The sequence below is a fragment of the Aeromonas popoffii genome (assembly GCF_037818705.1).
Taxonomy (GTDB): domain Bacteria; phylum Pseudomonadota; class Gammaproteobacteria; order Enterobacterales; family Aeromonadaceae; genus Aeromonas; species Aeromonas popoffii.
On the sequence record NZ_CP149129.1, the window covers coordinates 2,307,471 to 2,333,099 of the forward strand.

The window sequence follows — 25,629 nt, forward strand, 5'->3', positions numbered from 1 at the left end:
AGGATAAAGAGGTCGGCCTTGGGATGAGACTATTGTACGTTCATACAGTGCCTGGCCGCAATCGCCACGCCAGGCTGCGCGGCAGGCGCCAAGCTGGTAAGCTCGACCCTCTGCCCATGCGCCGGGTGCCCAGTCATAACGGCCCGTTCCCTGCGCCTATTTGCCTACTACAAGGAGCCCTGGTGACACTCTATTCCCTGCTGGACCGGCTGACCATTTCCTACCAGCGCATCGACCATGCCCCTGTCTTCACCTGTGAGGAGGCGAGCACACTGCTGCCCGATCTGCCCGCCGCCAGGACCAAGAACCTGTTTTTGCGCGACCCGAAAAGTGAACGGCTGTTTTTGGTGGTGGCGCCGGAGGAGAGTCGGGTCGATCTCAAGGCGCTGGCCATGGCGCTCGGGGTCAAGCGGCTGAGCTTTGGCTCCCCCGAGCGGCTCAATGCGGTGCTCGGCCTCACCCCCGGCGCCGTCACCCTGCTCGCCATGGTGCGCGACACAGAACGGGCGGTGACGCTGGTGGTGGACCAAACCATCTGGCATGCCGAACAGGTGCAGTGCCATCCGCTGGTCAACACCGCCACCCTCATCATCACGCTGGACGATGTGCGCCGCCTGCTGGCCCACCTGGGTCGGGAGGCCACCATCATGGCGCTGCCGGTGCAGCCAACCTGACCCACTCAGATCAGTAGCGCGATCGACGCCCCCCGTCTCGAGTTCTTGATGAATCGAATCAGCTGCCGCCATCGTTCCGATTGTGGTCGCTATCGGACTACAACAGCTCAAGCCATTGATAATGAGCGGGATGCATCTTGTCATCCAGCACTGTCATGGCGACCCTCAGGGTCGAGACACAGTGACCGGCAGGACGAAGCCCATAGAGACCCCTTGATGCAAAATCTGTTTTCCTCAGTACAGTTGTCGAGGCTGGTGCTGTTTGTCACGCTGTCGCACGTCGGTGGCGCGGCCAAGCCCCTGCAGACGGCAGCGCTGCGCGCATGACGGCCACCATAGTGTGCCGGGCCGCGCAACGTGCCGATGCGCCCGCCTATCGCCGTTATGTGGCCGAATGCGGTGAAGCAGGCCTGCCGCTCTATCAGGTGGCGCAGTTTGATCCCGATGGCTGGCTGCAAAGCCTGCTCCATCATGCCGAGGGACGCCAGCTGCCCACGGGGTATCCGCCTACCACTACCTACTTTGCGCTTGAGAAAGGGGAGATCCTCGGGGCCCTGCGCCTGCGCCACGGCGACAATCCGGCCACCCGGGCGTGGCTTGGCCACATCGGCTACGAGACCCGCCCCTCCCGCCGTGGTGAAGGGGTCGCCCGTACCCTGCTGCTCTGGTTGCAGCAACATGTATTGACCAGCCCAGTACTCATCAGCTGCGACGAAACGAATAGAGCCTCCCTCAAGATCATTGAATCTGCCAACGGACAATGGCTGGATCGCCGCTACCATGCCGGAGATAACTGCTGGGTGCGGTTTTACCGGATCTCTCCCTCTGGATGGCGGCCAGCCTGACTCTGTGCGGGCCCAATAAAAAGAGCGCCGCTAAGGCGCTCAGGGTGTGACTGATGAGGTGATGATGAGGGGCGATCAGTAACTGTCTTCCTGCTCGGCGTTCATTCGGGCCAGACGGGCATGGGCTTCCTCTTCGGCGCTCTCGATTTCATGCAGCACGGCATCGATATCGATGGCCTCGGTGCTCTCCTCGAACAGGCCGGTCAGCTCGCTCTCGGGGGTCAGCTTGCCATCTTCGAACAAGGCCCACATCTCCTTGGCGTAGCGGGTCTTGAGCAGCTCGGGGGCATACATGCCGTAGTAGTTGCGCATGTTGTTGACGTCCCGCTCCAGCATGGCCTTGGCCTGGTTGTTGGCGGCGGCATCCACCACCTGGGGCAGATCTATGATGACGGGCCCCTGGCCATCCACCAGCACGTTGAATTCGGAAAGATCGCCGTGGATGAGGCCGGCACAGAGCATGCGCACCACGTAGCGGATCACCTTGGCGTGATCGGCGATGGCCTGCTCGGACGAGAGCGCCACATCGTTGAGACGGGGGGCCACGTTGCCCTCCTCATCGGTGATGAGCTCCATCAGGAGCACGCCGTCGAGGCAGACATAGGGCTGTGGCACCCGCACCCCGGCCGCCGCCAGCTTGAACAGGGCATCGACCTCGGTGTTCTGCCACACCTCTTCGTGTTGCTTGCGACCGTACTTGGAGCCCTTCTCCATGGCGCGGGCGCTGCGGCTGTTGCGTACCTTGCGCCCTTCCTGATAGACCACAGCCTGCTTGAAGCTGCGCTTGGACGCCTCTTTATAGACCTTGGCGCAGCGGATCTCGTCACCGCAGCGCACCACATAGACGTCGGCCTCTTTGCCGCTCATCAGCCGGCTGATGACGTCATCGACCAGGCCGTCATCAACCAGAGGTTGGATTCGATTTGGAATTTTCATGGCCGCCCTTTTACCCTATTTGCGCATCAGAAGATAGCCCCTGTGGGGCCAGCGTGCATATCCCTGTTATCTGGCGCCCTGCGGCGCCCTAATTGCCGACTTTTTGCCCACCACACGGCTTGCAAGACAAGCGCTTGTCGCCACCCTGTGCCCAACATGCCAACCGATGTCTTTCCCTTCAGGGTTCGGGTGGCAGACCGCGGCGGATCCGCTTAATCCCCTCTTCATAGAGACCGTCCGGCCCCGCCTGATGCTCCTGGGTTTCGAAGATCTTGAGAAACCACATGTACTGCTCGGGATAACGGCGCAACTGTCGCTCCACCATGCAATTCATGGCGTTGACGTCGGCGGTCAAATCGTCCGTGGGGTAAGGATCAAACGGGGGGTCAATCTCAAGCCGGTAGCACTCTTCATCCTCGTCGTAGCAGGCGAAGATGGGCACAGCCCTGGCGCCGGTCAGCGTCACCAGCTTGGGCAGGGCCGGCAGGGTCGCCTTGGGGTGGCCGAAGAAGGGGATGAACAGGCTGGCCTCGCGGCCATGATCCTGATCCGGCAGATAGAAGAAACTGGCGCCGCTGCGAATGGCCTTGATGGCCGGCTTGATGCCGACACTGCGCTCATACACCTTGCCCCCCTTGGCCCGTTCGCGGTTGATGTACCAGTCAAATACCTGATCTTTCGGGCTCTTCATCATGGTGCACAGAACAAGCCCCTCGTCGCTCAGGTAGCGGCCAATCATGTCCACCGCCCAGGTGTGAGGCACCACCAGTATCATGGGACGCCCGGCGGCCTGTTCCGCCGCTATATGTTCCCAGCCCCGCACCTTGATGCGGCTTTTAAGATGCGCGGCGCTGCGCAGGGTCAGCTCGCCAAAGCCCATGAAGGTCTTGAGGCCGGTGCGGATCGCTTTGAGCAAGAGAGTGCGGCGTCCGGCCGCATCCAGCTCGGGAAAACAGATCTTGAGATTGGTCTCGGCAATGTAAGCCTGCTTTTTGGAAAGGCGCAGCAACGCCGGGGCCATGGCATTGGCAAACCACCCGCGTACGCCGTGAGGCACCAGGGCCAGCAGGCACAAAAAACCAAGCGCCAGCCAACTGCCCCACCAGCGCGGATGGAGCAGACGGGCATGAAATGAGGAGTCAAAAACCGGATCGTGTGAGGACATGGCCACCATCAAGTCATAAAAAATAAACGGTTATTGTAATTATCCTGATATTTTTTTCCACTTTGGGGTGCCACGGGCTGCGCAAGCCCAGGCGTGGCGCCCACAAAAATGGCCCCGAAGGGCCATGACAAACAGCGCTGACACCCGCTCAGGGACGAGGGGGAAGATCGCCCCGGATCCGCTTAATGCCCTCTTCGTAGAGGCCATCCGGCCCTTCCTGATCCTCACGGGTATCGAAGATCTTGAGGAACCACATGTACTGGCCGGGATGGCGGGTCAGCTGCTGCTGCACCATGTCATTCATGCGACAAGTATCCGCCATCAGATCGGCGCTGGGATAATCCGTAAACGGCGCCTCTATCTCCAGACGGTAGCAGTAGTGCGCCTCGTCATAGCAGGCCAGCAAGGGCACAGCCCGGGCACCGCTGAGCTGCACCAGACGTGGCAGGGCTGGCAGAGTTGCCTTGGGATAGCCGAAGAAGGGAGCGAAGATACTCGCCTCACGGCCATGATCCTGGTCCGGCAGATAGAAGAAACTGTGTCCACGCTTGATGGTTCTGATCACCGACTTGATACCGGCACTGCGTTCATAGACACGGCAGCCATTCTTGGCCCGCTCCCGATTGATGTGCCAGTCAAAGACCGGATTGCGGGCACTCTTCATCATGGTGCACATGGGCACGCCGCGCTGAGTGAAGTAGTAGCCGGCAGCATCGACCGGCCAGCTATGGGGGACCACCAGGATCATGGGGCGGCCGGCGGCCTGCTCCGCCTCGATATGCTCCCAGCCACTCACCTGGATGCGCTTCATCAGGTAGGCGGGACTGCGCACCGTGAACTCACCAAAGCCGAGCAGGGTCTTGAGACCGATGCGAATCGAGGTCATCAGGATGGCATCACGCTCGGCTTGGCTCTTGTTGGCAAAGCAGATATCCAGATTGGTTTTGGCGATGTAGATCTGTTTCTTGGAGACCTTGAGCACCAGCGGCGCCAGCCATTCTGCCAGCTTGTCACGCCAACGCGGTGGCACGAAGGCAAGCAGACACAGCGCACCCAGTGCCAACCAGCTTGGCCAGTAACGCGGTCGCAATAAACGGGTCTGAAAAGAGGTGTCAAACACAGGATCTAGGGAAGACATGAATGAGGTCAAACGAAGAAAATGGGGTTGCATTGTATTCATCCTGACAGGTAATACCAGTGAAATTCATCATGAGCACCTCAGGGTGAGCGCTGGTTCAAAAAATGGATTCCCCAGCGGCAAAAAAGTCTCCTTCGACACTTAACAGCAGACAAAAAAGCGCTCCGACTGGCGAAGCGCTGTCACTAGGTCTGGCCAGTGGAGTATGTCATCACCCATGCTCTTCTCGTTGACTGACCCCTTATCCCCTTGCTCTCCAACAGGATCTTTACCTAGCGGCGGGCTTCATACCGAGCCATGCCGGACACCCTGCCACTCTCACCCAGCGGCAGGAAGAACATCAGATAACGCAAGGCCACGTAGCCGACAATCAGGGTGGCGACGCCCAGTTCGAAGTGGGCAAGCAGATTGATCTGCGCCACATAGTGGGTCGCTTGCGGCCACTGCGCCAGCAGGTGTCCCACCTTGAACAGGGCGGTGGCACCTATCACCAGCGGGAAGGTGAAAGCGGCATACCCCGGCGAGAACGGCAGACGCAGCAGCTTGAAGAAGGCGAGGTAGATGATGCCGGTCATCAGGATGGCGATCCCCAGCAGCACGGCCACCAGCAGCAGGGAAGGATCCTCGGTCACCGTCAGGTAGCCCGCCAGTGACAGGCTGGCAGGGGCTGCCAGAATGGCGATGGTCGGCTTGGCGGCATCCGGCACTTCATGGCTGAAGATAAGGCGGTAGAGCATCAACGGCAACATCAGGCCGTAGCAGAGCAGGCCGAACCAGAGCAGAGCGTCGGCCAGCACGGCAAACTGGCCGCCGGGAAAGGCGACGTCAGCCACGATAATGCCCACCGGCGGTACAAACCAGCTCGGCACCATGTGATGGATCTCGAACTGCTTGGCCCTGTGCCAGATGAAGGTCGCCAGGAAGAGAAGGTGCAGTACCACGGCAAACAACCAGAGCCCCTCGCCCATGCCCGGGCTCAACATGCCAACGGCTTTGGAGACCACCATGGTGGCCATGGCATAAGTCGGCACCACGCTGCCCACCACGGGGTGAGCCAGATCCTGCCACAGCAGGCGCGGATGGAGCAGAAACTTGAAGGTGAGGATCATCAGCAGCACGGCGGCGATGGCGGCGCCCAGCAACTGCAGGCGACCATCGAACTGACCGGCATTTTCCCAGCACCAACCTAGACTGGCGATCCCGAGTGCCAGGCCCGCCATGGGGGTCGGGGCTTTGCCCAAGGATTGACGGGTTCTTGCGATCATGTCTGAAACCTCTTGTGAGAGACGATGGGCATAGGATAAAGAGCAGCTATCGTTTACGATATCTAAATGAATCGAACCAATCGTTCAGGCTAACCAAACATGAAGCTGACCCTGCAACAACTCAAGGTATTCGCCACCATCGCCCGCTACGGCAATCTGGGGCTGGCCGCCAACGAGCTCTGCCTGAGCAAGGGCGCCGTCTCCCAGTCGTTGCAGGAGTTGGAGCGCCAGCTCGCCACCCCCTTGTTCGATCGCATCCATCCCAGATTGCAGCTCAACAACGAGGGGCGCTTGCTGCAACCGGCCGCCGAAGAGCTGCTGACCCGGATGCAGGATATCGAAACCCTGTTCAGCCCCGACGCCGAGCCGAGCGGCCAGCTGCGCCTCGGCGCCAGCCAGACCATAGGCAACTACCTGCTGCCCACCCTGCTGGCCAGCAGCCAGCAGGAGCTGGGCCTGCCCCCCAGGGTCACCATCACCAACACCCACCAGCTCTGCCATCTGCTGGCCAACTTCGAGCTGGATCTGGCCTTGATAGAGGGGCTAAACCACCACCCGGATCTCGTCAGCGAACCCTGGCTCAATGACGAGATGCTGATCGTGGCCCACCCCGGCCACCCCCTCGCCCGGCGCAACCGCCTGTCGCTCACCCAACTGAGCGATGAGACCTGGGTGCTGCGCGAACCCCGGTCGGGCAGTCGCGAACAGTTCGAACAGCAGATCCTGCCCGAGCTGCCCCGCTGGCAGGCGGGGCTGGAGCTCAACACCCTGGAGGCGGTGATGCTGGCGGTTGAAAAAGGGCTGGGGATCTCTTTCATCTCCCGCCTGGCGGTATCGGACAGGTTGCAGGCCGGTCGGCTGGTCGCCTTCTCCCTTGCCCGGCGGTTTCCCCGCCAGCTCTCCCTCATCTGGCATCGGCAAAAATACCACTCGGCCACCCTGCGCCGCTTCCTGCAGTTTTGCCGCGCACAAGAGGGTGCCCTGCCTCAACCTCAGGCGGCCACAGCAGGGTCACCAACGAGCAGATAGGGTGCTCGACACCCCTCGCGCGCCAGCCTGTCTCTCGCCGCTTCCCGCTCAAGCCGGCAAAAGATCAGATAAAAAGAGAGGGCGCTCCGGCGCCCTCTCTGCATAGCCATGATCACGAGCCGACTTGCAAGCCGCGCTCGACCCACCCCAGCACGTCTCTGGTCAGGGCCTGCGGCACCCAGGGGGAGTCGTTCAATCCCTGCCTGACACAGGCGGCGAAATGATCCGCCTCATGCTGCATGCCACCGCCTGCCACCGGCTCTGCTATGTCTCCCGGCCAGGCAGGCAAGGGATCGCCCGTGAGCCAGCGAACCTGTTGTGGGTTCCACCACTTGCCGACCAGTTGCAGGGCCCAGCCCTCGCCGCCCAGATACGCCGCCTTGTCGAGATCCTGGACGATGGAGGCATCCAGCTCAGCCGCAAGGGGGCCGGTAAAGGCAAAATGCACTGACTCATCCACCTCGCCCGTTTGGCGTACCAGACGCACCTCTGGCTCCCCCGCCGGGAGATCCCGCTGCAGGCAGATCGCGGCGTAGAGCCAGAGCGGATAGACACCCACATCCCAGGCGGCGCCCCCGGCCAATGCAGGATCAAACAGCTTGCCGTCTCGCGCCTGTACCGAGCCGAAGGCCGCCCGCAGCCGGTTGGGTGCCGGCAAGGCACTGAGCCGCTGGAGCAACGTGCGCATGGCGGGGAAGCACATCACCTTCATCGCCTCCATCAGCAGCAGGCCACGGGCCTGGGCGAGCTGCACCAGCACATCCCAATCAGCGACGTGAGTCACTGCCGGTTTTTCCACCAGCACGTGCTTGCCCGCCAGCAACATCTGCCTGATCAGGGCGGCATGCTCGGGATGGATCACCGCAACATAGACAGCCTCCACCTCCGCACTTGCCGCCAGCGCCTGATAGCCATCATAGGCAAGAGGCAACCCCTGCTCCTCGGCAAAGGCCCGGGCCCGCGTCTGATCACGGGCGGCGATCGCCACCACTTGCCCCAGGCGGGCATGTTCATTCACGTCCCGGCAGAAGCGACGAGCAATGGCCCCTGCTCCGGCAATGCCCCAGCGCAGTGGCGCCCCGCTCAGTCCCTCTGTTTACATCCGTTCTGTCTCCTGCACGGGTTATGCCTTGGCCAGACTGCGCAGCCAGCGGATCTCGTCGCCCCAGATCGTCTCGTCGATGGTCTCCAGGATCAGCGGAATGCCGTCGAAGCGGTCGTCATTCATGATGTGGTGGAATACCGCCTCCCCCAGATTGCCTTCACGCAAGCTATGGTGGCGGTCGACCCGGCTGCCGAAGGTGCACTTGGCGCCGTTGATATGCATCCCCTTGAGATACTGGAAGCCGACGATGCGATCGAAATCGGCGAACACCTGAGCACAGGACTCAGGGGTACGCAAGTCATAACCGGCGGCGAAGGCGTGGCAGGTATCGAAGCAGATACCGACCCGACTCTTGTCCTCCACCCCGTCGATGAGGGTGGCCAGGTGTTCAAACGACCAGCCGAGGTTGGTGCCCTGCCCGGCGGTATTTTCGATCACCGCTGTTACCCCTTGGCTGCGTTCCAGCGCCCAGTTAATGGACTCGCTCACCAGTGTCAGGCTGGCCGCTTCCGGGATCTGTTTGAGGTGGCTGCCGGGGTGGAAATTGAGGTAGCAAAGCCCGAGCTGCTCGCAGCGCTTGAGCTCATCAAGGAAGGCATCGCGAGACTTGGCGAGTCCATCGGGATCGGGATGGCCCAGATTGATGAGGTAACTGTCATGGGGCAGGATCTGCTCCGGGCGAAAGCCGGCTTTCTCGCAGGCCAGCTTGAAGGCGCGAATGCTGGCCTCCGACAGCGGCGCGGCCTGCCACTGGCGCTGATTCTTGGTAAACAGGGCGAAGGCGTTTGCGCCGATAGCCTCTGCGCGGGCGATGGTGTTCTCCACCCCGCCGGCGGCACTGACGTGGGCTCCGATATATTTCATGAGATCTCCTCTGCTCTGTGAGAGCGCCATTATGCCGATCTCCCCCGCCAGCGCCAAACCGGGATCCTCGATAGCCGCCATAGACGCACTGTATGTTCGCAGACTGATTTTGCCCGCCATCAACTGTTTAAACCGGCACATCGCCGTTTCCACCAGCGAGCGACGGTGAGACCTCGACATCTTCTTCCAGTGCGCCACCCCTTCCTTGCGCATCACCAGCGCCGCCTCATGTATCGGATCTCCCTTTTTCCATAACCCCGCACGCTTGCGAGGTGAAATACAGGCTGTCGCTCCTTTGTGCGCGATCAGCTGATGGCTGGCTTTGCTGTAATAGGCGCCATCTGCATAAACTCGCCCCAGCTTGCGCCGCAGTGGGCTGAGCAATGTCGGCAGCACCTCAGCGTCAGTGGTGTCCCAGCCCCCCTCGGTACAGACCTTCTACAAGCTGGCCGAGCGGCTCACCCCGCTGATCGAACCCAAGGCCTGACTCTCGGCTGACCCTCATGAAAACGCCGGCAAGTTGCCGGCGCTTTTATTGGTCAAGATACTAACATTCAATCACTTGCCGGTTTACTTTTCTAAGGCGAAAACCTGGGTGTAGTTGGTCAGGGTACGCAGACTGACGTCACCAGGCAGGCCATTCTCGTCATAGAGCGCCAGCGCCCCCGTCTGCGTGTTGTGACCCAGCAGCTGATGGGTGCTCTTGTTGCTGAGCGCATCACTATTAGGCTTCCACTCCCAATGTTGTCTCAGGTCTAGGCTGCAGACCTGCATCTTTCCGAGGTTGCTGGCATCCAGGCAGTAGCCGGTATCCCGTGCACTAACATAGCGGCCGTACTGGTCATAGATGAAAGACTGGTCGGTCGAGGTCTCGTTACACATCACGGCGCTCACGTTTTGCTGGGTATTGACGCTCAGGCAACGGTTGCTAAAGCCCCCCAGCTGCAAGTTGACCGGGCGACCGCCGGTAAACACCGGGTGCTTCCAATCCACCGTGAAACTGGTGGATGCAGTCACCCGTCTGCGCATATTGGCATCGTCGAAGCCATAGTATTTCGTCATAAATGCAAAATCGTATCCGGTGTAAATGGGACGGATGTTGACCGAGGAGTCAATGTAAAAGTCGGTGGAGCCCGTCTCGCCCGCGCTCGCCTTGTAGATGACGTCAAGATTCGGCACGAATCCCATGTAGCTGAGCGGCTTGATGCGATTGTGATCCACAGGGTAGCCTTTGTCCTTATTCAGGGACTCATTAGAGTAGAGCAGAGACTGCGCAGTGGCATATTGCTCCCGCACCCAGCTGAAATTCACCTGCTGGGCGCTCCCCGAGTAATTGACCCTATAGTCCTGAGTGTCATAGGTGAGCGTGCGACTCTGGGTGAAGGTGCCCGAGCCATTCAGCATGGCCTTGGGCCCAGCCTTGCTCAGATCGCCACCGCCGCTTACCCCCACAGTGACGCCGGAGGTCACACTCTGCTTATACTCGGTGTTGAGGTTGGTGGGCTCGCTCTTGAGCACAGACGCCTTGGTGTTGGAGGCTGCGATGGTGAAACTGTAATCCTGGGCGATGGCGTCTGTGCCAAAGTCCATGTTTTCTGGCGTCCTCCAACTAGGGTTGTTGGTTGCAACATAGTCCAGCCTATTGTTGAGGTGGATGCCGGCACCGGCCGACTCCTCATCCAGCGAGATCCGCACCAACTTGGCGTCCGGCGTGGCGGCGCCCGTGGTGTCAGATTTCAGGGAGCGCATCAGATTGACCCGATAGACCAGCGAGATGTTCGGCGAGTCACAAAAATGCCAATCCCCCTGACCCCAACGGTAAGAGCGCGGGAAGGTGCACTCGGCGTTACTGATCGGGCGGTTGACGTTGAGATAGAAGGCCACGTGAGGCAAGCTGGCGTCAGCGGCGGCCGGCTGGATCAGGGAGCGTTTGCCCCGCTTGGCAAGACTCTCGACCCGCTCCATCACCTGATAGAAGGCCGGATCATCGACGCCCCCCAACGGAGTAAACATCAGCGCTCCCTTGTAAGCGGAGACCAATACCCAGTCCGCATCGAACGAAATACCGGTCAGCCGCTCCATGGCTTTTTTGGCCTGTTGCCGCTCGTCCTTATCCGTGATGGCGCTGAAATCGATGAAGACGCGCTCACCCTTCACCAGCACGCGTTCGTGCAGCTGCTCAGGGGTCAGCCCCTTGGTGGCTTGCTGCTCATCCAGCCAGATGCTGGCGTTGAAGTAGACAAGTCCCTGCTCCGATTGCAGGCTGGCCAGCATGGTGATGCCCTGATCGGTACGCTCGCCTATGTCTTCGGCCTGCACGCTGCCTGCCAGCAAAGCCAGGGTGAGCAAACTGAGAGTGGGAACCCGAGTGATGATTTTACGTGGTTTTTTATTTTTCATTGTTAATTCCTTGTCGAAGCACGCCAGACTATTTCCATCATGAGGTGGAACAGCACAACCCTATTGTTGATGATTATATTTCGGCGTGATACTGCTTGCTTGCCGAACAATGCCAACCATTTTTATCGCCGTGAATGAGCAGATGTTCATGGTAGGTCTTTCATATGGCAAAACAAGGACTACGATACAGTCCAGGGTGGAATATTCGGCGCTCGCCGATGCTATTACACGGTGGTCGCGCTGTCATAGCGCTGCCCCTTTTTGATGCGGGCGACACCTGTTTTTAGCCTCGCGTTCCGGTTCATCGCCTGAACGATGAAGCGGGAGCCTGATGTCTTGCGCATTCTGCCGCGAGGAAACACTCAGGGCTATGAGATCAATATCATGGGGTGACCCTCCTCTGTCTGGTGATATTATATTGTCAGCCAACGCCCGCCACAGGCTGAATATTGCCCAGTGAACCGATGATGGAAATAAATTCAGATATATTTCGTTTTCTGTCATCCTATTGATGACGGGCGTGGCATGTCTCGCTATCAGCTGATGGCAGGCTTTGCTGTCGTAAGCACCATCAGCATCAACATGGCCCAGCGTGCGCCGCAGTGGGCTGAGCAATATTGGCAGCACCTCGGCGTCATGGACATTTTCCAACTGCAATGCTGCCGCACGATATCCGGGCTCGCTGGATCAATCGCCAAATGCAACTTACGCCAGACTCGCCGCTTTTCAGCACCGTGTTTTACGACTTTCCACTCGCCATCACCAAATACCTTGAGGCCAGTTGGTGATGGGGTGAAGCGACTTGCCCATGATGCAGACTTGAAGGGAATAGTGGTGATCAGATCGCCACATTTTCAGTTAGTTCCATGCAAGCTGCATCGATTTTGGAAACAACGCCATAAAGTAACCAAAAGAAATTTCTTCCTATTTTTATCCTGTTAGGATAAACGTCACTATTAACTTTTATGCCAATAAGAAGATACTATCTATCTTGATACTTCGTTCGGGTCCTGATGGAGTTTAATTAGGTTTTGTTCGAAAGAAACTAATTACCCGCGACTTTGTGATGCAGTTCTTAACTATATATTATTTGTTTTTTTTTATGTGGCTGGTTAAGGTTCTGTGCAGCTTTATTTTGTTATCTGATTTGTGTTGATCCGCATGGATCTGATTAGAGGGTGAGAATAAGGACCTCATGAACAAAAAATGGAAAATTTATCCATTTAAAATCAATTGGTTAGGAGGTGGCGTTTTTGTGTCATATGACTTGTTCGCACCTTCCCTGAGTGCTCACATGGCGTTGGTCTTCCCTATCCATGATTTTGAGCTGCATGCGGTATGTGTTACCGGGGCATCTCCCGAGGTGGGTGGCAGGCTTCGGTAAACAAGCGGGCAATTCGTATTACCCGCGAGAAGAGAGCGACGTTACCCCCGCAGGGTAACGCCAAGAGCACAGCAGTACAGTGTGAAACAAGCCCATAAAAACAATGCCAGTCAGGCTTAACTGACTGGCATTCAGGCAGATGCCTCCCTTTGTTCTATCAGGTCGGCGGCAGGTTCGTGAACGGGTGACTCATGCTGAACCTCATCCCTGCGATCTCAGACCAAGGACTTTTTCGTACCTCCCTAACCAGAACGGACATTCTCGTCTCAGGCGCCCTACGCTGCGCTCCAATATCGCGGGGTGAATTCGGCCGGTTCAGCCGAGTGGCATCCTCGCCATGACACCGGAAAGATCTCGCGGCAAGCCGGGCGCCCCCGAAACCTACGCCCATTCTACCAGGGCTTGCTGGCTGGCCCTGACGATCGGGGCCCGCCGCTGCAACTCGGCAGAGAATTGAGCGCCAAACTGTTCCAGATACTGGCGTTGCAGCAGGCATTCATGGGGCGCGTTCACCTCGTACTCTATCAACTTGCCGGAGATATAGGGCTGCCACAGCGACGGCTGCTGATCCTCGGGACGCAGGATGTCGGTGGTGGCGCGGATGAAGATCAAGTCGCCGTCGTAGCGTTGGTAGCGGCAGCGAGCGAGCAGCTCCAGCATCAGCTTTGAATCATTCACCAACCGGGTTAGGAACTCCTCGCCAACCTGGCTGCCGCCCAGCACCTCCTCCATGGCACTCTTCAACCCTTTGATGCCGGCGCGCGGCGCGCCGACGATGGCGCGAGTCATCCGGGTGATGATGGTGGCGTCGTCCAGTTTCAACGAGGCCGGCCCGCCTTGCAGCGGATAGCTGTCGAACATGCACAGGAAGCTGACCTCGTGGCCGTCGGCCTGCAGCATGGCGGCCAGGCGCAGCGCCAGATTGCCGCCCACCGACCAGCCGGCCAGCTGGTACGGCCCACGCGGCTGCACCGCCTGGATACGCTGTCGGTATTCCTGTGCCAACTCGTCCAGCGATCCGATGACGCGGTCCGGATCGCGCAGTATCGGTGACTGGATGGCGTACAGCGGCTGATCCTCCGACAAGAAGGGCAACAGGCCGGCATAGGGCCAGGCGATGCCGCCGCCCGGATGGATGCAGAACAGCGGTGGTCGGCCACCCTGGACGCGCAGCGGCAGCATGGCGTCGAAGGGGTCGCTGAAAGCGGCTGGCCGCTCCAGGCGCTGAACCAGCTGGCGCGGGGTCGGGGCGGCCAGGAAGTCGGCGATACCCAAGGAGACGCCGAAGGTTTCCCTGATGTTGTTAATCAGCTGCAGACCTAGCAGCGAATGCCCGCCCAGCGCGAAGAAATTCTGATTGGCGTAGACCTCGCCGCATTCCAGCACAGTCGCGAACAGCCGGCACATGATCTCTTCTTCCGGGGTGCGCGGCGGCGTTTGCTCGCCGTCGTCCTGCAGCGTCGGCGTGGGCAGTTCGCCAGTGGCCAGTTTGCCGTTGGGCGTGAGCGGGAAGACCGGGACCACCATGATGACACTGGGGATCATGTGATGGGGCAATTGACGGCTCAACGCCTGTTTCAGCCCCTCGCTGTCCAGCTCCAGCTGCTGGTTGGCCACATAGCCGACGATGGCCGGGCCTTGAGGCAGATCGCGCAGCAAGGCGACGGCATCCTCTACACCGCTACAACCCAGCAGGGCGTTTTTGATCTCGTCCAACTCGATCCGCAGCCCGCGCAGCTTAATCTGGTTGTCCTGGCGGCCTTGATAATGGATGCGGCCGGCATGGTCGAAAAATACGCGGTCGCCGGCCCGGTACATGGTGTTGCTGGGGTCCAGGATATCGGGGACGAAGCCTTTGGCCGTCAGCTCCGGACTGTTGCGGTAACCGCGGGCCACGCCGGGTCCGCCGATGAACAAGTCTCCCCAGGCGCCAGGCGGCAACAGCCGTTGCCGTGGATCCACCACGTAGAGCCGGGTGTTGGCGGTGGCGGTACCGATGGAGAGGTCGCCATCGCCATAGTCGGCGTTGATCGAGGTAGCGAAGGAGGTTTCGGTCGGGCCGTAGACATTGAGCAGGCGGCAGTGGGAGAAGCGCGCCAGCAGCGCCGGCGTGCAAGGTTCGCCGCCCAGCATCAGGACGGTGTCCCGGGGGAAGTCTTCGGTCTGGTGGTAGGCCAGCAGGCTGGGCGTCATCACCAGCAATTTGATGTTTTCCCGTTTCACCAGAGCGGCCAACGCCTTGCCGGGCGCGCTGGATACTTTATCACAGATGACCAGCGTGGCGCCGGCCAGCAGCGTCATCATGATTTCCAGAACCGACATGTCAAAACCGGCTGCGATGAATTGCAGCACACGTTGGCCTGCTTGCAGCTCAGCCGCCCGGATGGCGGTGTCCGCGATGGGCACCAGGTTGCGGTGAGTCACTTCCACGCCCTTGGGTTTGCCGGTGGAGCCCGAGGTGTAGATCAGATAGCTGAGAGCCGCAGGGGCCACGCGGGGGAGCGGGAGAGCGGCAGGCGGCAGCGCATCCAGCGCCGCAGCGTCCAGGAAAAGCAGTTTCTCCGGCGCGAGCGCGGTGTTGACGGCGTTGCCGGCGGTAACGATGACCGCGGCCGGCGCGGCATCGGCCAGGATGTATTCGATGCGGGCCTCCGGCAGTTCAGGATCAACCGGCACATAACCGGCGCCGAGCTTGAACAGCGCCACCGCCGCCACCGCCCATTCGATGCTGCGCGAGACGATGACGGCAACGTCGTCGCCGGGCCGCACGCCACGCGCCAGCAGCAAGCTGGCCAGGCGGTCGGCGCGGTCATCCAGCTCGGCGTAGCTGAGTTCGCGCTCGCCTTGGCGCAGGGCCGGCAGGTGACCATGGCTCCTCACGGAAGCAGTGAAGGCATCGGCAAAGACAGGTGAAGCGTCTGCCTGCGCCAACAACGGGTAATAGCGTTCGCGCTCGCCGGGCAGCAGCAACGGATAATCCTCGGCGAGGGTGTCCGGCCCAGTGGCGAAATGCTCCAGCAACTGGGTCATCCGCGCGTAATGCAATTCCAGCGCCTCAAGCGGGTAGAGATCGGCGTTGGCGTTGAAGCCTATCTCCAACCGGCCGTCAACGTTGCGGTCGAAGATGTCTATACCGAGATGATCGGCAGGGCCGTTGGCGACGTTCTGAACCGTGGCTTCACAGCCATCGAAGCCCATGTCCTGCTCATAGGCAACGATATTGAGCAGGGTGTTGAACAGTGGTTTTTGGCCGCGTTCCGCGTACAGGTCGCGGATCATGGCTTCCGAACGGTAGCCTTGGTGCAGCAGATGACGCCGCAACTGGCGTTGGATGTCCGCCGCGACCGACAATATTGTGGATGCTGGCGTAAACGAAATGCGCAGTGGCAATATGTTGGCCACCATGGCTGGGATCTCGCGCAGGGCCTTTAGCTGGCGGGCTGCTACCGGCATGCCCACCGCCAGATCGCTCTGGCCAGTCATCCTGTAAAGATAGGTAGCGCAGGCCGCAAGCAACACGCTGGACAGGCGAAGTCGATGCAAAGTGGCGGCTTCGCGCAACCCTTCCACCGCTGCGCCGGAAAAGGTCTTGCGCAGCCGGTTCAGCTTGCGTAGAGGCATGTCGCCGGGCACCAGCTGAGTGGGAGCGGGCAGCTCCAGACAGTATTGGCGCCAGTAAGACTGGTCCTTGAGATAGGACTCGCTCTGGCGATACGCCTGTTCTGCTTCGAAGACCCGGCTCAGCGGCTGCGCAGGCAGAGACTCGATTGCCTCACCACGCGCCAACCGGACATAGCAGTCGGTGATGTGCTTGAACAAGATGGCGTGGCCGAAGCCGTCCACCACCAAGTGGGACCCCAGCTCTACCATGCAGTGGCGGCGGTCAGCCAGCTTGACGACCAGAAATCGAATCAGCGGTTGATGGGCAAGATCCATATCGCTGGTCAGCAACGCCTCTAACATGGCCGAGTAGGCCTGCTCCGGATCCGGTGTGGTGGACAGGTCGTGCCAGGAAAAATAGGTGTCGTGCAGTGTCGAGTTGAGGCGTTGTCGGTATTGCCCGGTAGCCTGGTCCTTTTCGAACGCGGCGCGCACAGTTTCGGCCTGCTGGCACACGGTTCTGATGGCCTGTTCCAGCAACGATGTCTGCAAATTTCCGTTGAATTCTATCACATCACACAGGTGATAATGGAGGTTGCGGCCTTCCTGACCAATAGCGAGACAGACTTCCTGCTGGGCCGCGCTCAGCGGGCAGCTTAATTCTTCATTTAACATATTTAACAAAATCCTGATGGCGATTTTTGGTTTGCAGGAGGTGGCCTGTGACAAACAGATGAGTTACAAGAGCAATAACCTAAGAGGCTTCTCCACTGGGGGAGAAAAATGGTCTCACGTGAACCCCATTCATGGCAATTTATTTTTTAATTGGTTGCTTAAGGAGGGTGCGAATGAGTGGAATGAGTGGATCTGTCTTTATCATGAGTAACGGGACTGGAAGCAGGCGATGAGCCCATTTGTCCCTGATGGAATTGGCTGGCGCCTCTATCAACGCGACGTACCCGAGCGCCCAGTTTCACCTCGGGTTTTGCCAGCCAGGGTCTGACCCACCTCGTTATCACGTCATGATTGCCTGCGTAACTGGTGGTTCTTCTCAACTCTGCTTGCTGTGAGCTTGTGACTCTCCCCCGCTTGCTCAGGGCGCCCTCGTTACCGGAGGTCGCCCCTTTTCATACCGCTATTCCAAAATCGGCTTCAAATTCTCGATCATGGGCGAGCGCGACCACAGCCACATGGTGGTGAGATCTCGCTGTGTCAGCCCATCACGCCTGCCCGCCAACTACCTGCGTGCTGAGCCTTGCGAACCGCCCTGCGTAGCGCAGCTCATGCCCCGTGAACGAGTAGAATGCGCAGATAACTGTCGTCACGCTTACCGATGCCCAATCAGGTTTGCTTGCCACCACTAGCATGTTGCCGTGGCGCCAGTGGCCACCAGCGCGCTCGGCAGTTGATGAGCCCATGGCGGGTCAATCTGCTGCAATTTGCTGCTACCCTCAGAGGCAAACCATTGAGGCGCCAGCAATATCGGGGCAATCAACGCGAAAGCGGCTTGCAAGCGACTCGACATCATCAAACCGGGAGCCAGATACCATGACCATACTGCCTGTTTACGCGGCCCTGCTCGCCCTGCTGTTTGTGTTGCTGAGCATACGCACCATTCGTACTCGCCACCGTCAGGGGGTGGCGCTGGGGCATGGCGATGATCCTGCCATGCTGCGGGTCATGCGGGTGCACGCCAACTTTGCCGAGTATGTCCCCCTCGCCCTGCTGCTGATCTATTTTGTCGAATCCAGCCACCACACCCCCTGGCTTATCCATCTGCTGGGGGCCGCCCTGCTGTGCGGCCGCCTCAGCCATGCGTTTGGCATGAGCCGCACGCCAGAGAACTTCCGCTACCGGGTGGTAGGCATGGGGCTGACCTTTACGGTGATCCTGGTGAGCGCGGCCCATATCCTGATCACGGCGCTGATCCCCTAACCGTTTGCCGACCGGCTAAGCGCTGACTCGCGGACAAAAAAAAGCCCTGCCAGATTGGCAGGGCTTTTTAGATCAACCGATCAGCTGGGGAGAGAGGCTCCCGAGCCGCTTACTGGTTGTGGGTAGAGCGACGGGGGCGACGGGCCTGAGCCGGTTTACCCGCGCCATCAGCCGGACGCTGACCGCCCTGCGGCTTTGGCTTGCCACCGTTACCGGTGCGGGCACCGCCGGCGTTGCCGCCATTGGCGGAGCGACCGGCGCCCTGACGCTGGCCCTGACCCTGCGGACGCGGCGCAACACGGCGCTGCTCGCTCGGATCACGGGGCTCTTTGCGCAGCGGCGCGCCGATACCACGGGCTATGTTGTCCAGCGTTTCGCGGGAGGCTTCGAAACCGGCCACCTGCTCGCACGGGATGTTCTGCTTGGTCAGACGCTCGATGGCCTTGATAAGCTTCCCTTCGTCGGCAGCGACCAGGGAGATGGCGTGACCGGCAGCACCGGCACGACCGGTACGGCCGATGCGGTGAACGTAATCTTCCGCCACGTTGGGCAGCTCGAAGTTGACCACTTGCGGCAACTTGTCGATATCCAGACCACGGGCAGCGATGTCGGTCGCCACCAGCACCTTGACGTTGCCATCCTTGAAACCGGCCAGGGCACGGGTACGGGCACCCTGGCTCTTGTTGCCGTGGATGGCGGCGGCGCTGACGCCGTTCTTGTCGAGGGTCTCGGCAACACGGTTGGCCATGTGCTTGGTACGGGTGAACACCAGTACCTGCTGCCAGTCATTGCTGGTGACCAGATGGCTCAGCAGACCGATCTTGTTGGCCTTGTCGCACGGGTGCACCAGCTGCTCGATACGCTCGGCAGTGCTGTTGCGCGGCGCCACTTCGATCACCGCCGGGTTGTTGAGCAGGCCAGTGGCCAGCTCGCGGATCTCTTCGGCAAAGGTCGCGGAGAAGAGCAGGTTCTGACGCTGCTTGGGCATCAGGGCCAGGATCTTGCGGATGTCGCGGATAAAGCCCATGTCGAGCATGCGGTCCGCTTCGTCCAGCACCAGGATCTCGACTTCGTCGAACTTGACAGCATTCTGGTTGTAGAGGTCCATCAGGCGGCCAGGGCAGGCAACCAGCACGTCCAGACCACGGCGAGTCGCCATCATCTGCGGGTTGATGCTGACACCACCGAAGACCACGTGGCTGCGCATCGGCAGATGCTTGCCGTAGTTGCGCACGCTCTCGCCCACTTGGGCTGCCAGCTCACGAGTCGGGGTCAATACCAGGGCGCGGATCCGGTTGGGAGAAACTTTACGCTTGCTCTCCATCAGACGCTGCAGCATCGGCAGGGTAAAGCCTGCGGTCTTGCCGGTCCCTGTTTGGGCCGCCGCCATCAGGTCGCGGCCAGCCAGAACGGCGGGGATCGCTTGCAGCTGAATGGGAGACGGGGTGTCGTAGCCTTGCTCGGCAACGGCACGCAACAAGGGTTCGGCCAGACCGAGGGAAGAAAAACTCATAATTACCTGCTAGGGATAGTGGCGCCGGGGATTTGTGGTGGGGCTCCTCTGCTGAGCCGATGCCATCTCACAAGATCTGGGCCTATTGAGAAAACAACGATTTCCCCGGGGAGCAGAGCAAAGGGGAAAGAATAGAGGCGCAGTCTAACGGAGTTGCTCGGGATAAACGAGAAAAATGTGATGCTCCTCCCAGCACGAACAGAAAAGTCCCACACTCCCCTGCGAATAATCCTGTTGATAACAGACGCACATACCACACTATTAACTGGTAACACAATAACCACCCTCGCACGCATGGGGGGCAGAAGCACGGAATAGAAGAACAGAGTAACGAGGTTTAGCTATGACCACGCGATATTGTCCCCTCGGCAATTCCCGCAGCAGATGGCAGGCAGGGATCGGCATGCTGCTTCTGCTGCTAGCCCCTGCGCTGCAAGCCAGTCAGACCATGACCGTGGCCTGGAGCCACTGGCCTCCTTTTAGCCACATAGACAACCGGGGCGAGCTGGATGGGCTGGACATCACGCTGACCCGCCAGATCCTGCAACAAGCAGGTGTTACCCCCAAGTTTCGCGAGCTTCCCTGGGCACGGGCGGTGCATCTGGTGGAACACGATCAGCTGGACGTGGCGATGGCGGCATTGCCGCTGCCGGCTCGTCAGAAGTATGCCCGCTTCTCAGCGCCCTATCGCCAGAGCGCCTATGTACTACTGAGTCATAATCCCATCCCCGGTCAACAGGATCGCTGGGAGAAGCTCGATACCCTGCCGACCCTCTGTCACGAGAAAGGGCTCAAGATTGGCAAGCTGCGCGGAACTCGCCCCATCCATCAAATGGATGAGTGCCCCGCCCTCAAGGTGGCAACCGAGTACAATACCGATGATCGGCTGATCGATCTGCTGCTGGCCCATCGGCTCGATGGCATCATCATGGAGTGGCAATATGCCGGTTATCGGCTCTCCCAACTGGGTGCCAAAGGGGTGATCCGCTGTCAGTTACTGCTGCACCACCAACCGGTCAGTCTGATGTTTGCCAAGGAGAGTATCAGCGATGAGCAGCTGACCCGGGTCAATCAGGCCATCACTGCCCTGCCTAAAACCCATGGCCAGTTTTCGCCCCCCACCTGCCGCCTAGATGCTGATCCCCAAGCGGCCGATCTGCTGACCCGGCACCAACCATAGCCCTGCAACTGCCAACAGGCACTGCACAGACATGACAAAGGCGACCCAAGGTCGCCTTTGTCATTCGTGACCGCTCATCAGCCGATGATGCGACAGGGTGCTATACCGATCAACGCAGTTGCGGGGTATGGGTCAACACACCCTGATTCTGGGCGCGGTGGCGCAGCAGGTGATCCATCAACACCAGCGCCAGCATGGCTTCGGCGATGGGGACAGCACGGATGCCGACACAAGGATCGTGTCGACCCTTGGTGATCATCTCGATGGCCTCGCCTTCGGTATTGATGCTCTTGCCCGGCACAGTGATGCTGGAGGTGGGCTTTAAGCCTAAGCTCACTACGATATCCTGACCGGATGAGATGCCGCCCAGAATGCCGCCCGCATGGTTGCTGGCAAAGCCGGCCGGGGTCATCTCGTCACGGTGCTCCGAGCCTTTTTGCTCTACCACTGCGAAGCCGTCGCCAATCTCCACCCCTTTCACCGCATTGATGCCCATCATGGCGTGGGCGATGTCGGCATCGAGGCGATCGAAGACCGGCTCGCCGAGGCCCACCGGTACATTGCGCGCAATAACTTGCACTTTGGCACCAATGCTGTTGCCCTCTTTTTTCAGATCGCGCATGTACTGATCGAGCGCTTCCAGCTTGCCCGCATCGGGGAAGAAGAAGGGATTCTGCTCAATCTGCGCCGCGTCGAACGCCTCGGCCTTGATGGGGCCAAGCTGGGAGAGGAAACCGGTGAGCTCGATGCCATGCATCTGCTTGAGGTACTTCTTGGCGATGGCGCCCGCCGCCACCCGCATGGCGGTCTCACGGGCGGAGGAGCGACCACCGCCCCGATAATCCCGCTGACCATATTTCTGGTGGTAGGTGTAATCGGCATGGCCCGGGCGGAACACATCCTTGATGTCGGAGTAGTCCTTGGAGCGCTGATCAGTATTCTCGATGAGCAGCCCGATGGAGGTCCCCGTGGTCTTGCCCTCGAACACCCCGGAGAGGATCTTCACCTCATCCGGTTCACGGCGTGGGGTAGTGTAACGGGAGGTGCCGGGCTTGCGCCGATCCAGATCTCCCTGCAGATCCGCTTCGCTTATCTCGAGCCCGGGCGGGCAGCCATCGACGACGGCGCCCAGCGCCAAGCCGTGGCTCTCGCCAAAGGTGGTGACCCGAAAGAGTTGGCCAAAACTGTTTCCTGCCATGGGTGCTCCTTGCTGCTTAGCTCTTGTAAATCGCGAAATGGTCCTGGTATTGCTCCAGCTCGGCCTTGGTCATCACGAACACGCCGTGACCACCGTTCTCGAACTCGACCCAGGTAAAAGGCACTTCCGGGAACTGGGCTTCCAGGTGGATCATGCTGTTGCCCACCTCGACCACCAGCACGCCGTCATCCTTGAGAAAGTCAGCGGCATTGGCCAGCAGGCGCTTGGTGAGCTTGAGACCATCGGAGCCGGAAGCCAGCGCCAGTTCGGGCTCGTGGCGGAATTCATCCGGCAGATCCGACATGTCTTCGGAGTCCACATAGGGCGGGTTGGAGACGATGAGATCGTACTTGTCACCCGCCGGCAGATCACGCATCAGATCGGAGCGGATAGGAATGACCTGCTGCTCCAGACCGTGATCTGTGATGTTGCGCTCAGCCACATTCAGCGCATCCACGCTGATGTCGATGGCATCCACTTCCGCATCCGGGAATTCATGGGCCATGATGATGGCGATGCAACCGGAACCTGTGCACAAATCCATGATCCGGGTCGGCTCATGCTTAAGGAAAGGGGCGAAGCGGTTGGCCACCATCTCGGCAATCGGTGAACGGGGGATCAGTACTCGTTCGTCCACGTAGAACTCCCAACCGGCATACCAGGCCTTGTTGGTCAGGTAGGCGGCCGGCACGCGCTCCTGCACACGGCGAATGACGAGCTCGGCGATGCGATGACGCTCGCTGGTGGTGAGGCGGGAGTGGCGCATGCCAGGATCCGCGTCCGGTGGCAGATGTAGCGTGGGCAGTACCAGCAGCACAGCCTCATCCCAGGCGTTGTCGGTACCATGTCCGTAGAAAATCCCGGCGTCGTTGAAACGACTCATGGCCCAGCGCAACATGTCCTGGATGGTGTGCATCTCGGCAACCACCTCATCGATAAATATCTTGTCCAAATCCACCTCCAAGTCGAGTAATATCCGGCCCGAGCACCCACTTACAGTAGCGGGCAAGACGCATACCTAATAAATGAGCATCTGATGAAAAAAACGCCCTCACCGACGATCGAGGAAAGCCTGCTGTTTCGCGATGCGGTCAAAGGTACCCGGAAAATTAAGCAAGATACCATAAGGGCCGACCTGCGCCCGGTCAAGCAGAAACGCGAACTGCGCGAAAGCCGCGAAAAGCTTGGGGTTGGCCACTTTTTCAGCGACGAGTACCAGCCTCATCTGGACGAGGATGGCCCGACCCGTTACGTGCGTGACGATGTGTCAAAATTCGAGCTCAAAAAGCTCAAACGCGGCATCTATCCGCCGGAGATTTATCTGGATCTGCACGGCATGAACCAGCAGCAAGCAAAACAGGAGCTGGCCGCCCTGCTCACCCTCTGCCAAAAAGAGAACATCCATGTCGCCTCCGTGATGCACGGCATCGGCAAACATATTCTCAAGCAGCGCATTCCCAGCTGGTTGGCCCAGCACCCCAATGTGCGAGCCTTCCATCAAGCCCCCCGTGAATGGGGCGGTGACAGCGCCATTCTGGTATTACTCGATATCGAAGAGTAGTTGGCCACGCATGCGCCCCACATTCGATATCAATATGTTATTGACAGTGGAGGTCGCATGTTTACTCAGGGTTCCCATGCAGACATGCCGTCATCCCTTGATGCCGATGCCATAGGTGCCGCCAGCAACAACTTGTACCGGGACATACCAGACTCGCCGTTTCTCGGCACTGTGTTCTCTGACTTTCCACTCGCCTTCCTCAAACACCGCCAGGCCTGTCGAGTCGATCGGTGATACGACCCTTTGAGGGCTGCCGATTGGCCACCTGCACAGTGCAAGCATGCTGCTGACCAGCCAGGGGCGGGGGCACACAGTGGCCACTCGAACAGGGAGTTGAGTTGCCCCTGAGCTACTCGCAAAGTCAGATTGAAAATCCCCTTGAGCATCAGGAAGGTGCCGATGGTCTGGCCGGTGTATGGCTGGCTGCAGCGCCGTCGCACGTGATGGGTGCACCACACAGCAGCTTATTTTGAAGCTGAGCGGTGTTTCCCATACCGATGCGGCTGTGGGCCCTGAAACGGACGCTGACTTGTCTGATGAGCCACAGTATGCCCCGCTGGCAGCAGGGCAATCCGGGGCATATCACTGAGGGGTTTATGCGAGCGAGGATCGCACGGCGCGGATCAAGATATTTCTGGGGGTCATGGGTTTGTCGCAAAACTCGCCCACTTCCACCCGGTAGCCCTGTTCTTGCAGGAAGAGCGCCCGATCGAGCGCCAACCAGATCTCGAGCGGCCGACGAAACAGATGGCGTACCAGCTCCATGCGGGCGACATCGCCATAACGCGCCTCCCCCTGCGCCAGAAAAGTGGCAAGGTCCATTCCCGCAGGCAGGGCTATCCCCTTGCGATCGGCCGCCCATTCACAAAACGCCTCGAAACTGCCGGTAAGCAGGCTTTTTTGCATATTGGGCACCGGCAGGTATTCGTTCACCCCGCGCACCTGGCGCTGCAGGCAGTCAAACCCGAGCCGCCACACCACCTCCAACTCGCGCAGGCGCGAGATGCGAGCACCTGAGGTCACCGTCTCCTGCAGCGGCAACCGCAGATCCGCCTTGGCCAGGTGCAGATCACTGGCTCGAGCGGCGGCGGACAGGGGGACATAGTGAGAGCCACGGATCAGGTGATAGCAGCAAGGGGATATGGTCACCCCCTGGGCGCCACGCTCGGCCACCAGCGCCAGCAGATGGGTGTGCAGCTCGCCGCAGGCGTGCAGCGCCATGGCATGATGCTCGGTGGCAAGCAACTGGCCGGCATCGACCGCAAAGGCATCCGCCTGCACAAACTGCATGCGGGCCCCGTCACGCGCCGCCAGCCGACGCCCCTCCTCACAGAGCGGGCCTTGCAGCTCCAGACTCAGGATCTCTGCCCGGCGATGCAGGGAAACCAGCCGCCCCAGATGCCCCTTGCCCGCGCACCACTCCAGATAGGAGCCTTGATGGGGTGGCAGGCAGCCGGTAAAGGCCTCTATCTGTGCCTGCTTGCGTCCCGGCATGTGCAGCGCCATCTCCTTGGCGCACTGGATGGGCTCGGGGGTAAAGCGCGCGAGTTCACTCAGGGCATGCAGCGTCTCCCCCGCCGGGATCCAGGGGGCTAGCAGGCCGCACAGCGCCACCATGTCACCATCGAGTCGATTGATCTGCTCAAGGGGCATGGCATTGAGCCGTGCGGCCAGCGCAGGGGCCTCGTCGGCGAATGCCAGGTTCAGGTGATGATAGGGTTGGTATTGCCACCAGCGCCGGGTCTCGGTCAGCAATCTATCCAGTTGTTGAAAACGTTGAGCCAGCACGCGTGCCCCTGTCTTGCAGTCAAAAAAGAGGCTTATTCTAGCGATCCCT

At 59.9% G+C, this 25,629-nt stretch carries 18 protein-coding genes and 4 pseudogenes; 7 read left to right on the forward strand and 15 right to left on the reverse strand.

Features of this window, described 5'->3' with window-relative positions:
- The first annotated feature begins 182 nt into the window (after positions 1-182).
- Complete coding sequence (locus WJM78_RS10545; protein WP_339015580.1) at positions 183-674, forward strand: prolyl-tRNA synthetase associated domain-containing protein; 492 nt, start codon at positions 183-185, stop codon at positions 672-674.
- 323 nt (positions 675-997) lie between these two features.
- On the forward strand, positions 998-1,519 hold the full coding sequence (locus WJM78_RS10550; RefSeq protein WP_339015582.1) for a GNAT family N-acetyltransferase: 522 nt from the start codon (positions 998-1,000) through the stop codon (positions 1,517-1,519).
- A gap of 75 nt (positions 1,520-1,594) precedes the next feature.
- Here the strand turns inward: WJM78_RS10550 and WJM78_RS10555 are convergent, their stop codons facing one another.
- The 4 genes from WJM78_RS10555 to WJM78_RS10570 all read right to left on the reverse strand — a co-directional run bounded on the left by WJM78_RS10555 (position 1,595) and on the right by WJM78_RS10570 (position 6,023).
- A complete protein-coding gene (locus WJM78_RS10555) occupies positions 1,595-2,455 on the reverse strand; it encodes a PA4780 family RIO1-like protein kinase (RefSeq protein WP_042037356.1) in 861 nt (286 codons plus the stop codon).
- A 178-nt stretch (positions 2,456-2,633) separates the two neighbouring features.
- Entirely contained in the window at positions 2,634-3,629 is a 996-nt protein-coding gene (locus tag WJM78_RS10560) for a lauroyl-Kdo(2)-lipid IV(A) myristoyltransferase (RefSeq protein ID WP_339015585.1), read from the reverse strand.
- Positions 3,630-3,768: 139 nt separating this feature from the next.
- Complete coding sequence (gene lpxM, locus WJM78_RS10565; RefSeq protein WP_042037392.1) at positions 3,769-4,758, reverse strand: lauroyl-Kdo(2)-lipid IV(A) myristoyltransferase; 990 nt, start codon at positions 4,756-4,758, stop codon at positions 3,769-3,771.
- 272 nt (positions 4,759-5,030) lie between these two features.
- Positions 5,031-6,023 carry a TDT family transporter gene (locus tag WJM78_RS10570; protein WP_339015587.1) on the reverse strand — a complete coding sequence of 331 codons (993 nt, stop codon included), beginning with the start codon at positions 6,021-6,023 and terminating at the stop codon, positions 5,031-5,033.
- Between the two features lie 99 nt (positions 6,024-6,122).
- Here WJM78_RS10570 and WJM78_RS10575 point away from each other — a divergent pair, with 99 nt between their 5' ends.
- Complete coding sequence (locus WJM78_RS10575) at positions 6,123-7,052, forward strand: LysR substrate-binding domain-containing protein (protein ID WP_339015589.1); 930 nt, start codon at positions 6,123-6,125, stop codon at positions 7,050-7,052.
- 112 nt (positions 7,053-7,164) lie between these two features.
- Here the strand turns inward: WJM78_RS10575 and WJM78_RS10580 are convergent, their stop codons facing one another.
- The 5 genes and pseudogenes from WJM78_RS10580 to WJM78_RS10600 all read right to left on the reverse strand — a co-directional run.
- On the reverse strand, positions 7,165-8,139 hold the full coding sequence (locus WJM78_RS10580) for a Gfo/Idh/MocA family oxidoreductase (protein ID WP_339015832.1): 975 nt from the start codon (positions 8,137-8,139) through the stop codon (positions 7,165-7,167).
- 36 nt (positions 8,140-8,175) lie between these two features.
- The gene (gene nfo, locus WJM78_RS10585) at positions 8,176-9,021 is read right to left on the reverse strand and encodes a deoxyribonuclease IV (RefSeq protein ID WP_339015834.1); all 846 of its coding nucleotides are present in this window, start codon (positions 9,019-9,021) and stop codon (positions 8,176-8,178) included.
- 69 nt (positions 9,022-9,090) lie between these two features.
- Positions 9,091-9,426, reverse strand: a pseudogene (locus WJM78_RS10590) (transposase); the annotation flags it as partial.
- A 165-nt stretch (positions 9,427-9,591) separates the two neighbouring features.
- Positions 9,592-11,421: a leukocidin family pore-forming toxin gene (locus WJM78_RS10595; protein ID WP_339015591.1), complete on the reverse strand. Its 1,830-nt coding sequence runs from the start codon at positions 11,419-11,421 to the stop codon at positions 9,592-9,594.
- Positions 11,422-11,949: 528 nt separating this feature from the next.
- Positions 11,950-12,203, reverse strand: a pseudogene (locus WJM78_RS10600) (transposase); the annotation flags it as partial.
- A 491-nt stretch (positions 12,204-12,694) separates the two neighbouring features.
- Between WJM78_RS10600 and WJM78_RS10605 the strand changes: the two are divergent.
- Positions 12,695-12,925, forward strand: a pseudogene (locus tag WJM78_RS10605) (IS4 family transposase); the annotation flags it as partial.
- Between the two features lie 261 nt (positions 12,926-13,186).
- Here the strand turns inward: WJM78_RS10605 and WJM78_RS10610 are convergent.
- Positions 13,187-17,080 (reverse strand): amino acid adenylation domain-containing protein, encoded by a 3,894-nt coding sequence (locus WJM78_RS10610; protein WP_339015593.1) that lies wholly within the window; start codon positions 17,078-17,080, stop codon positions 13,187-13,189.
- Positions 17,081-17,953: 873 nt separating this feature from the next.
- Here WJM78_RS10610 and WJM78_RS10615 point away from each other — a divergent pair.
- Complete coding sequence (locus WJM78_RS10615) at positions 17,954-18,340, forward strand: MAPEG family protein (protein ID WP_339015595.1); 387 nt, start codon at positions 17,954-17,956, stop codon at positions 18,338-18,340.
- Between the two features lie 109 nt (positions 18,341-18,449).
- Here the strand turns inward: WJM78_RS10615 and WJM78_RS10620 are convergent, their stop codons facing one another.
- Complete coding sequence (locus tag WJM78_RS10620) at positions 18,450-19,853, reverse strand: DEAD/DEAH box helicase (protein ID WP_339015597.1); 1,404 nt, start codon at positions 19,851-19,853, stop codon at positions 18,450-18,452.
- Positions 19,854-20,196: 343 nt separating this feature from the next.
- Between WJM78_RS10620 and WJM78_RS10625 the strand changes: the two genes are divergently transcribed.
- Complete coding sequence (locus tag WJM78_RS10625; RefSeq protein WP_339015599.1) at positions 20,197-21,033, forward strand: substrate-binding periplasmic protein; 837 nt, start codon at positions 20,197-20,199, stop codon at positions 21,031-21,033.
- Positions 21,034-21,142: 109 nt separating this feature from the next.
- Here WJM78_RS10625 and aroC read toward each other — a convergent pair whose 3' ends face one another.
- Both aroC and prmB read right to left on the reverse strand, forming a co-directional pair.
- Positions 21,143-22,231: a chorismate synthase gene (gene aroC, locus WJM78_RS10630; RefSeq protein ID WP_042037367.1), complete on the reverse strand. Its 1,089-nt coding sequence runs from the start codon at positions 22,229-22,231 to the stop codon at positions 21,143-21,145.
- A 16-nt stretch (positions 22,232-22,247) separates the two neighbouring features.
- Positions 22,248-23,183: a 50S ribosomal protein L3 N(5)-glutamine methyltransferase gene (gene prmB / locus WJM78_RS10635; protein WP_108536442.1), complete on the reverse strand. Its 936-nt coding sequence runs from the start codon at positions 23,181-23,183 to the stop codon at positions 22,248-22,250.
- Positions 23,184-23,267: 84 nt separating this feature from the next.
- Between prmB and smrB the strand changes: the two genes are divergently transcribed.
- A complete protein-coding gene (smrB, locus tag WJM78_RS10640; RefSeq protein ID WP_108536440.1) occupies positions 23,268-23,792 on the forward strand; it encodes an endonuclease SmrB in 525 nt (174 codons plus the stop codon).
- A gap of 147 nt (positions 23,793-23,939) precedes the next feature.
- On the opposite strand, the pseudogene WJM78_RS10645 reads toward smrB, so the two are convergent.
- A pseudogene (locus WJM78_RS10645) lies at positions 23,940-24,238 on the reverse strand (transposase); the annotation flags it as partial.
- A gap of 148 nt (positions 24,239-24,386) precedes the next feature.
- Positions 24,387-25,616, reverse strand: coding sequence for a methyltransferase (locus WJM78_RS10650; RefSeq protein WP_339015836.1), 1,230 nt, complete (start codon positions 25,614-25,616; stop codon positions 24,387-24,389).
- Between the last annotated feature and the right edge of the window lie 13 nt (positions 25,617-25,629).

Coding starts and splice junctions, on each gene's coding strand:
- WJM78_RS10550 (WP_339015582.1), top strand. CDS start 998: ATGACGGCCACCATAGTGTGCCGGGCCGCGCAACGTGCCGATGCGCCC.
- WJM78_RS10555 (WP_042037356.1), bottom strand. CDS start 2,455: ATGAAAATTCCAAATCGAATCCAACCTCTGGTTGATGACGGCCTGGTC.
- WJM78_RS10560 (WP_339015585.1), bottom strand. CDS start 3,629: ATGGTGGCCATGTCCTCACACGATCCGGTTTTTGACTCCTCATTTCAT.
- lpxM (WP_042037392.1), bottom strand. CDS start 4,758: ATGTCTTCCCTAGATCCTGTGTTTGACACCTCTTTTCAGACCCGTTTA.
- WJM78_RS10570 (WP_339015587.1), bottom strand. CDS start 6,023: ATGATCGCAAGAACCCGTCAATCCTTGGGCAAAGCCCCGACCCCCATG.
- WJM78_RS10575 (WP_339015589.1), top strand. CDS start 6,123: ATGAAGCTGACCCTGCAACAACTCAAGGTATTCGCCACCATCGCCCGC.
- nfo (WP_339015834.1), bottom strand. CDS start 9,021: ATGAAATATATCGGAGCCCACGTCAGTGCCGCCGGCGGGGTGGAGAAC.
- WJM78_RS10595 (WP_339015591.1), bottom strand. CDS start 11,421: ATGAAAAATAAAAAACCACGTAAAATCATCACTCGGGTTCCCACTCTC.
- WJM78_RS10610 (WP_339015593.1), bottom strand. CDS start 17,080: ATGTTAAATGAAGAATTAAGCTGCCCGCTGAGCGCGGCCCAGCAGGAA.
- WJM78_RS10615 (WP_339015595.1), top strand. CDS start 17,954: ATGACCATACTGCCTGTTTACGCGGCCCTGCTCGCCCTGCTGTTTGTG.
- WJM78_RS10620 (WP_339015597.1), bottom strand. CDS start 19,853: ATGAGTTTTTCTTCCCTCGGTCTGGCCGAACCCTTGTTGCGTGCCGTT.
- WJM78_RS10625 (WP_339015599.1), top strand. CDS start 20,197: ATGACCACGCGATATTGTCCCCTCGGCAATTCCCGCAGCAGATGGCAG.
- aroC (WP_042037367.1), bottom strand. CDS start 22,231: ATGGCAGGAAACAGTTTTGGCCAACTCTTTCGGGTCACCACCTTTGGC.
- smrB (WP_108536440.1), top strand. CDS start 23,268: ATGAAAAAAACGCCCTCACCGACGATCGAGGAAAGCCTGCTGTTTCGC.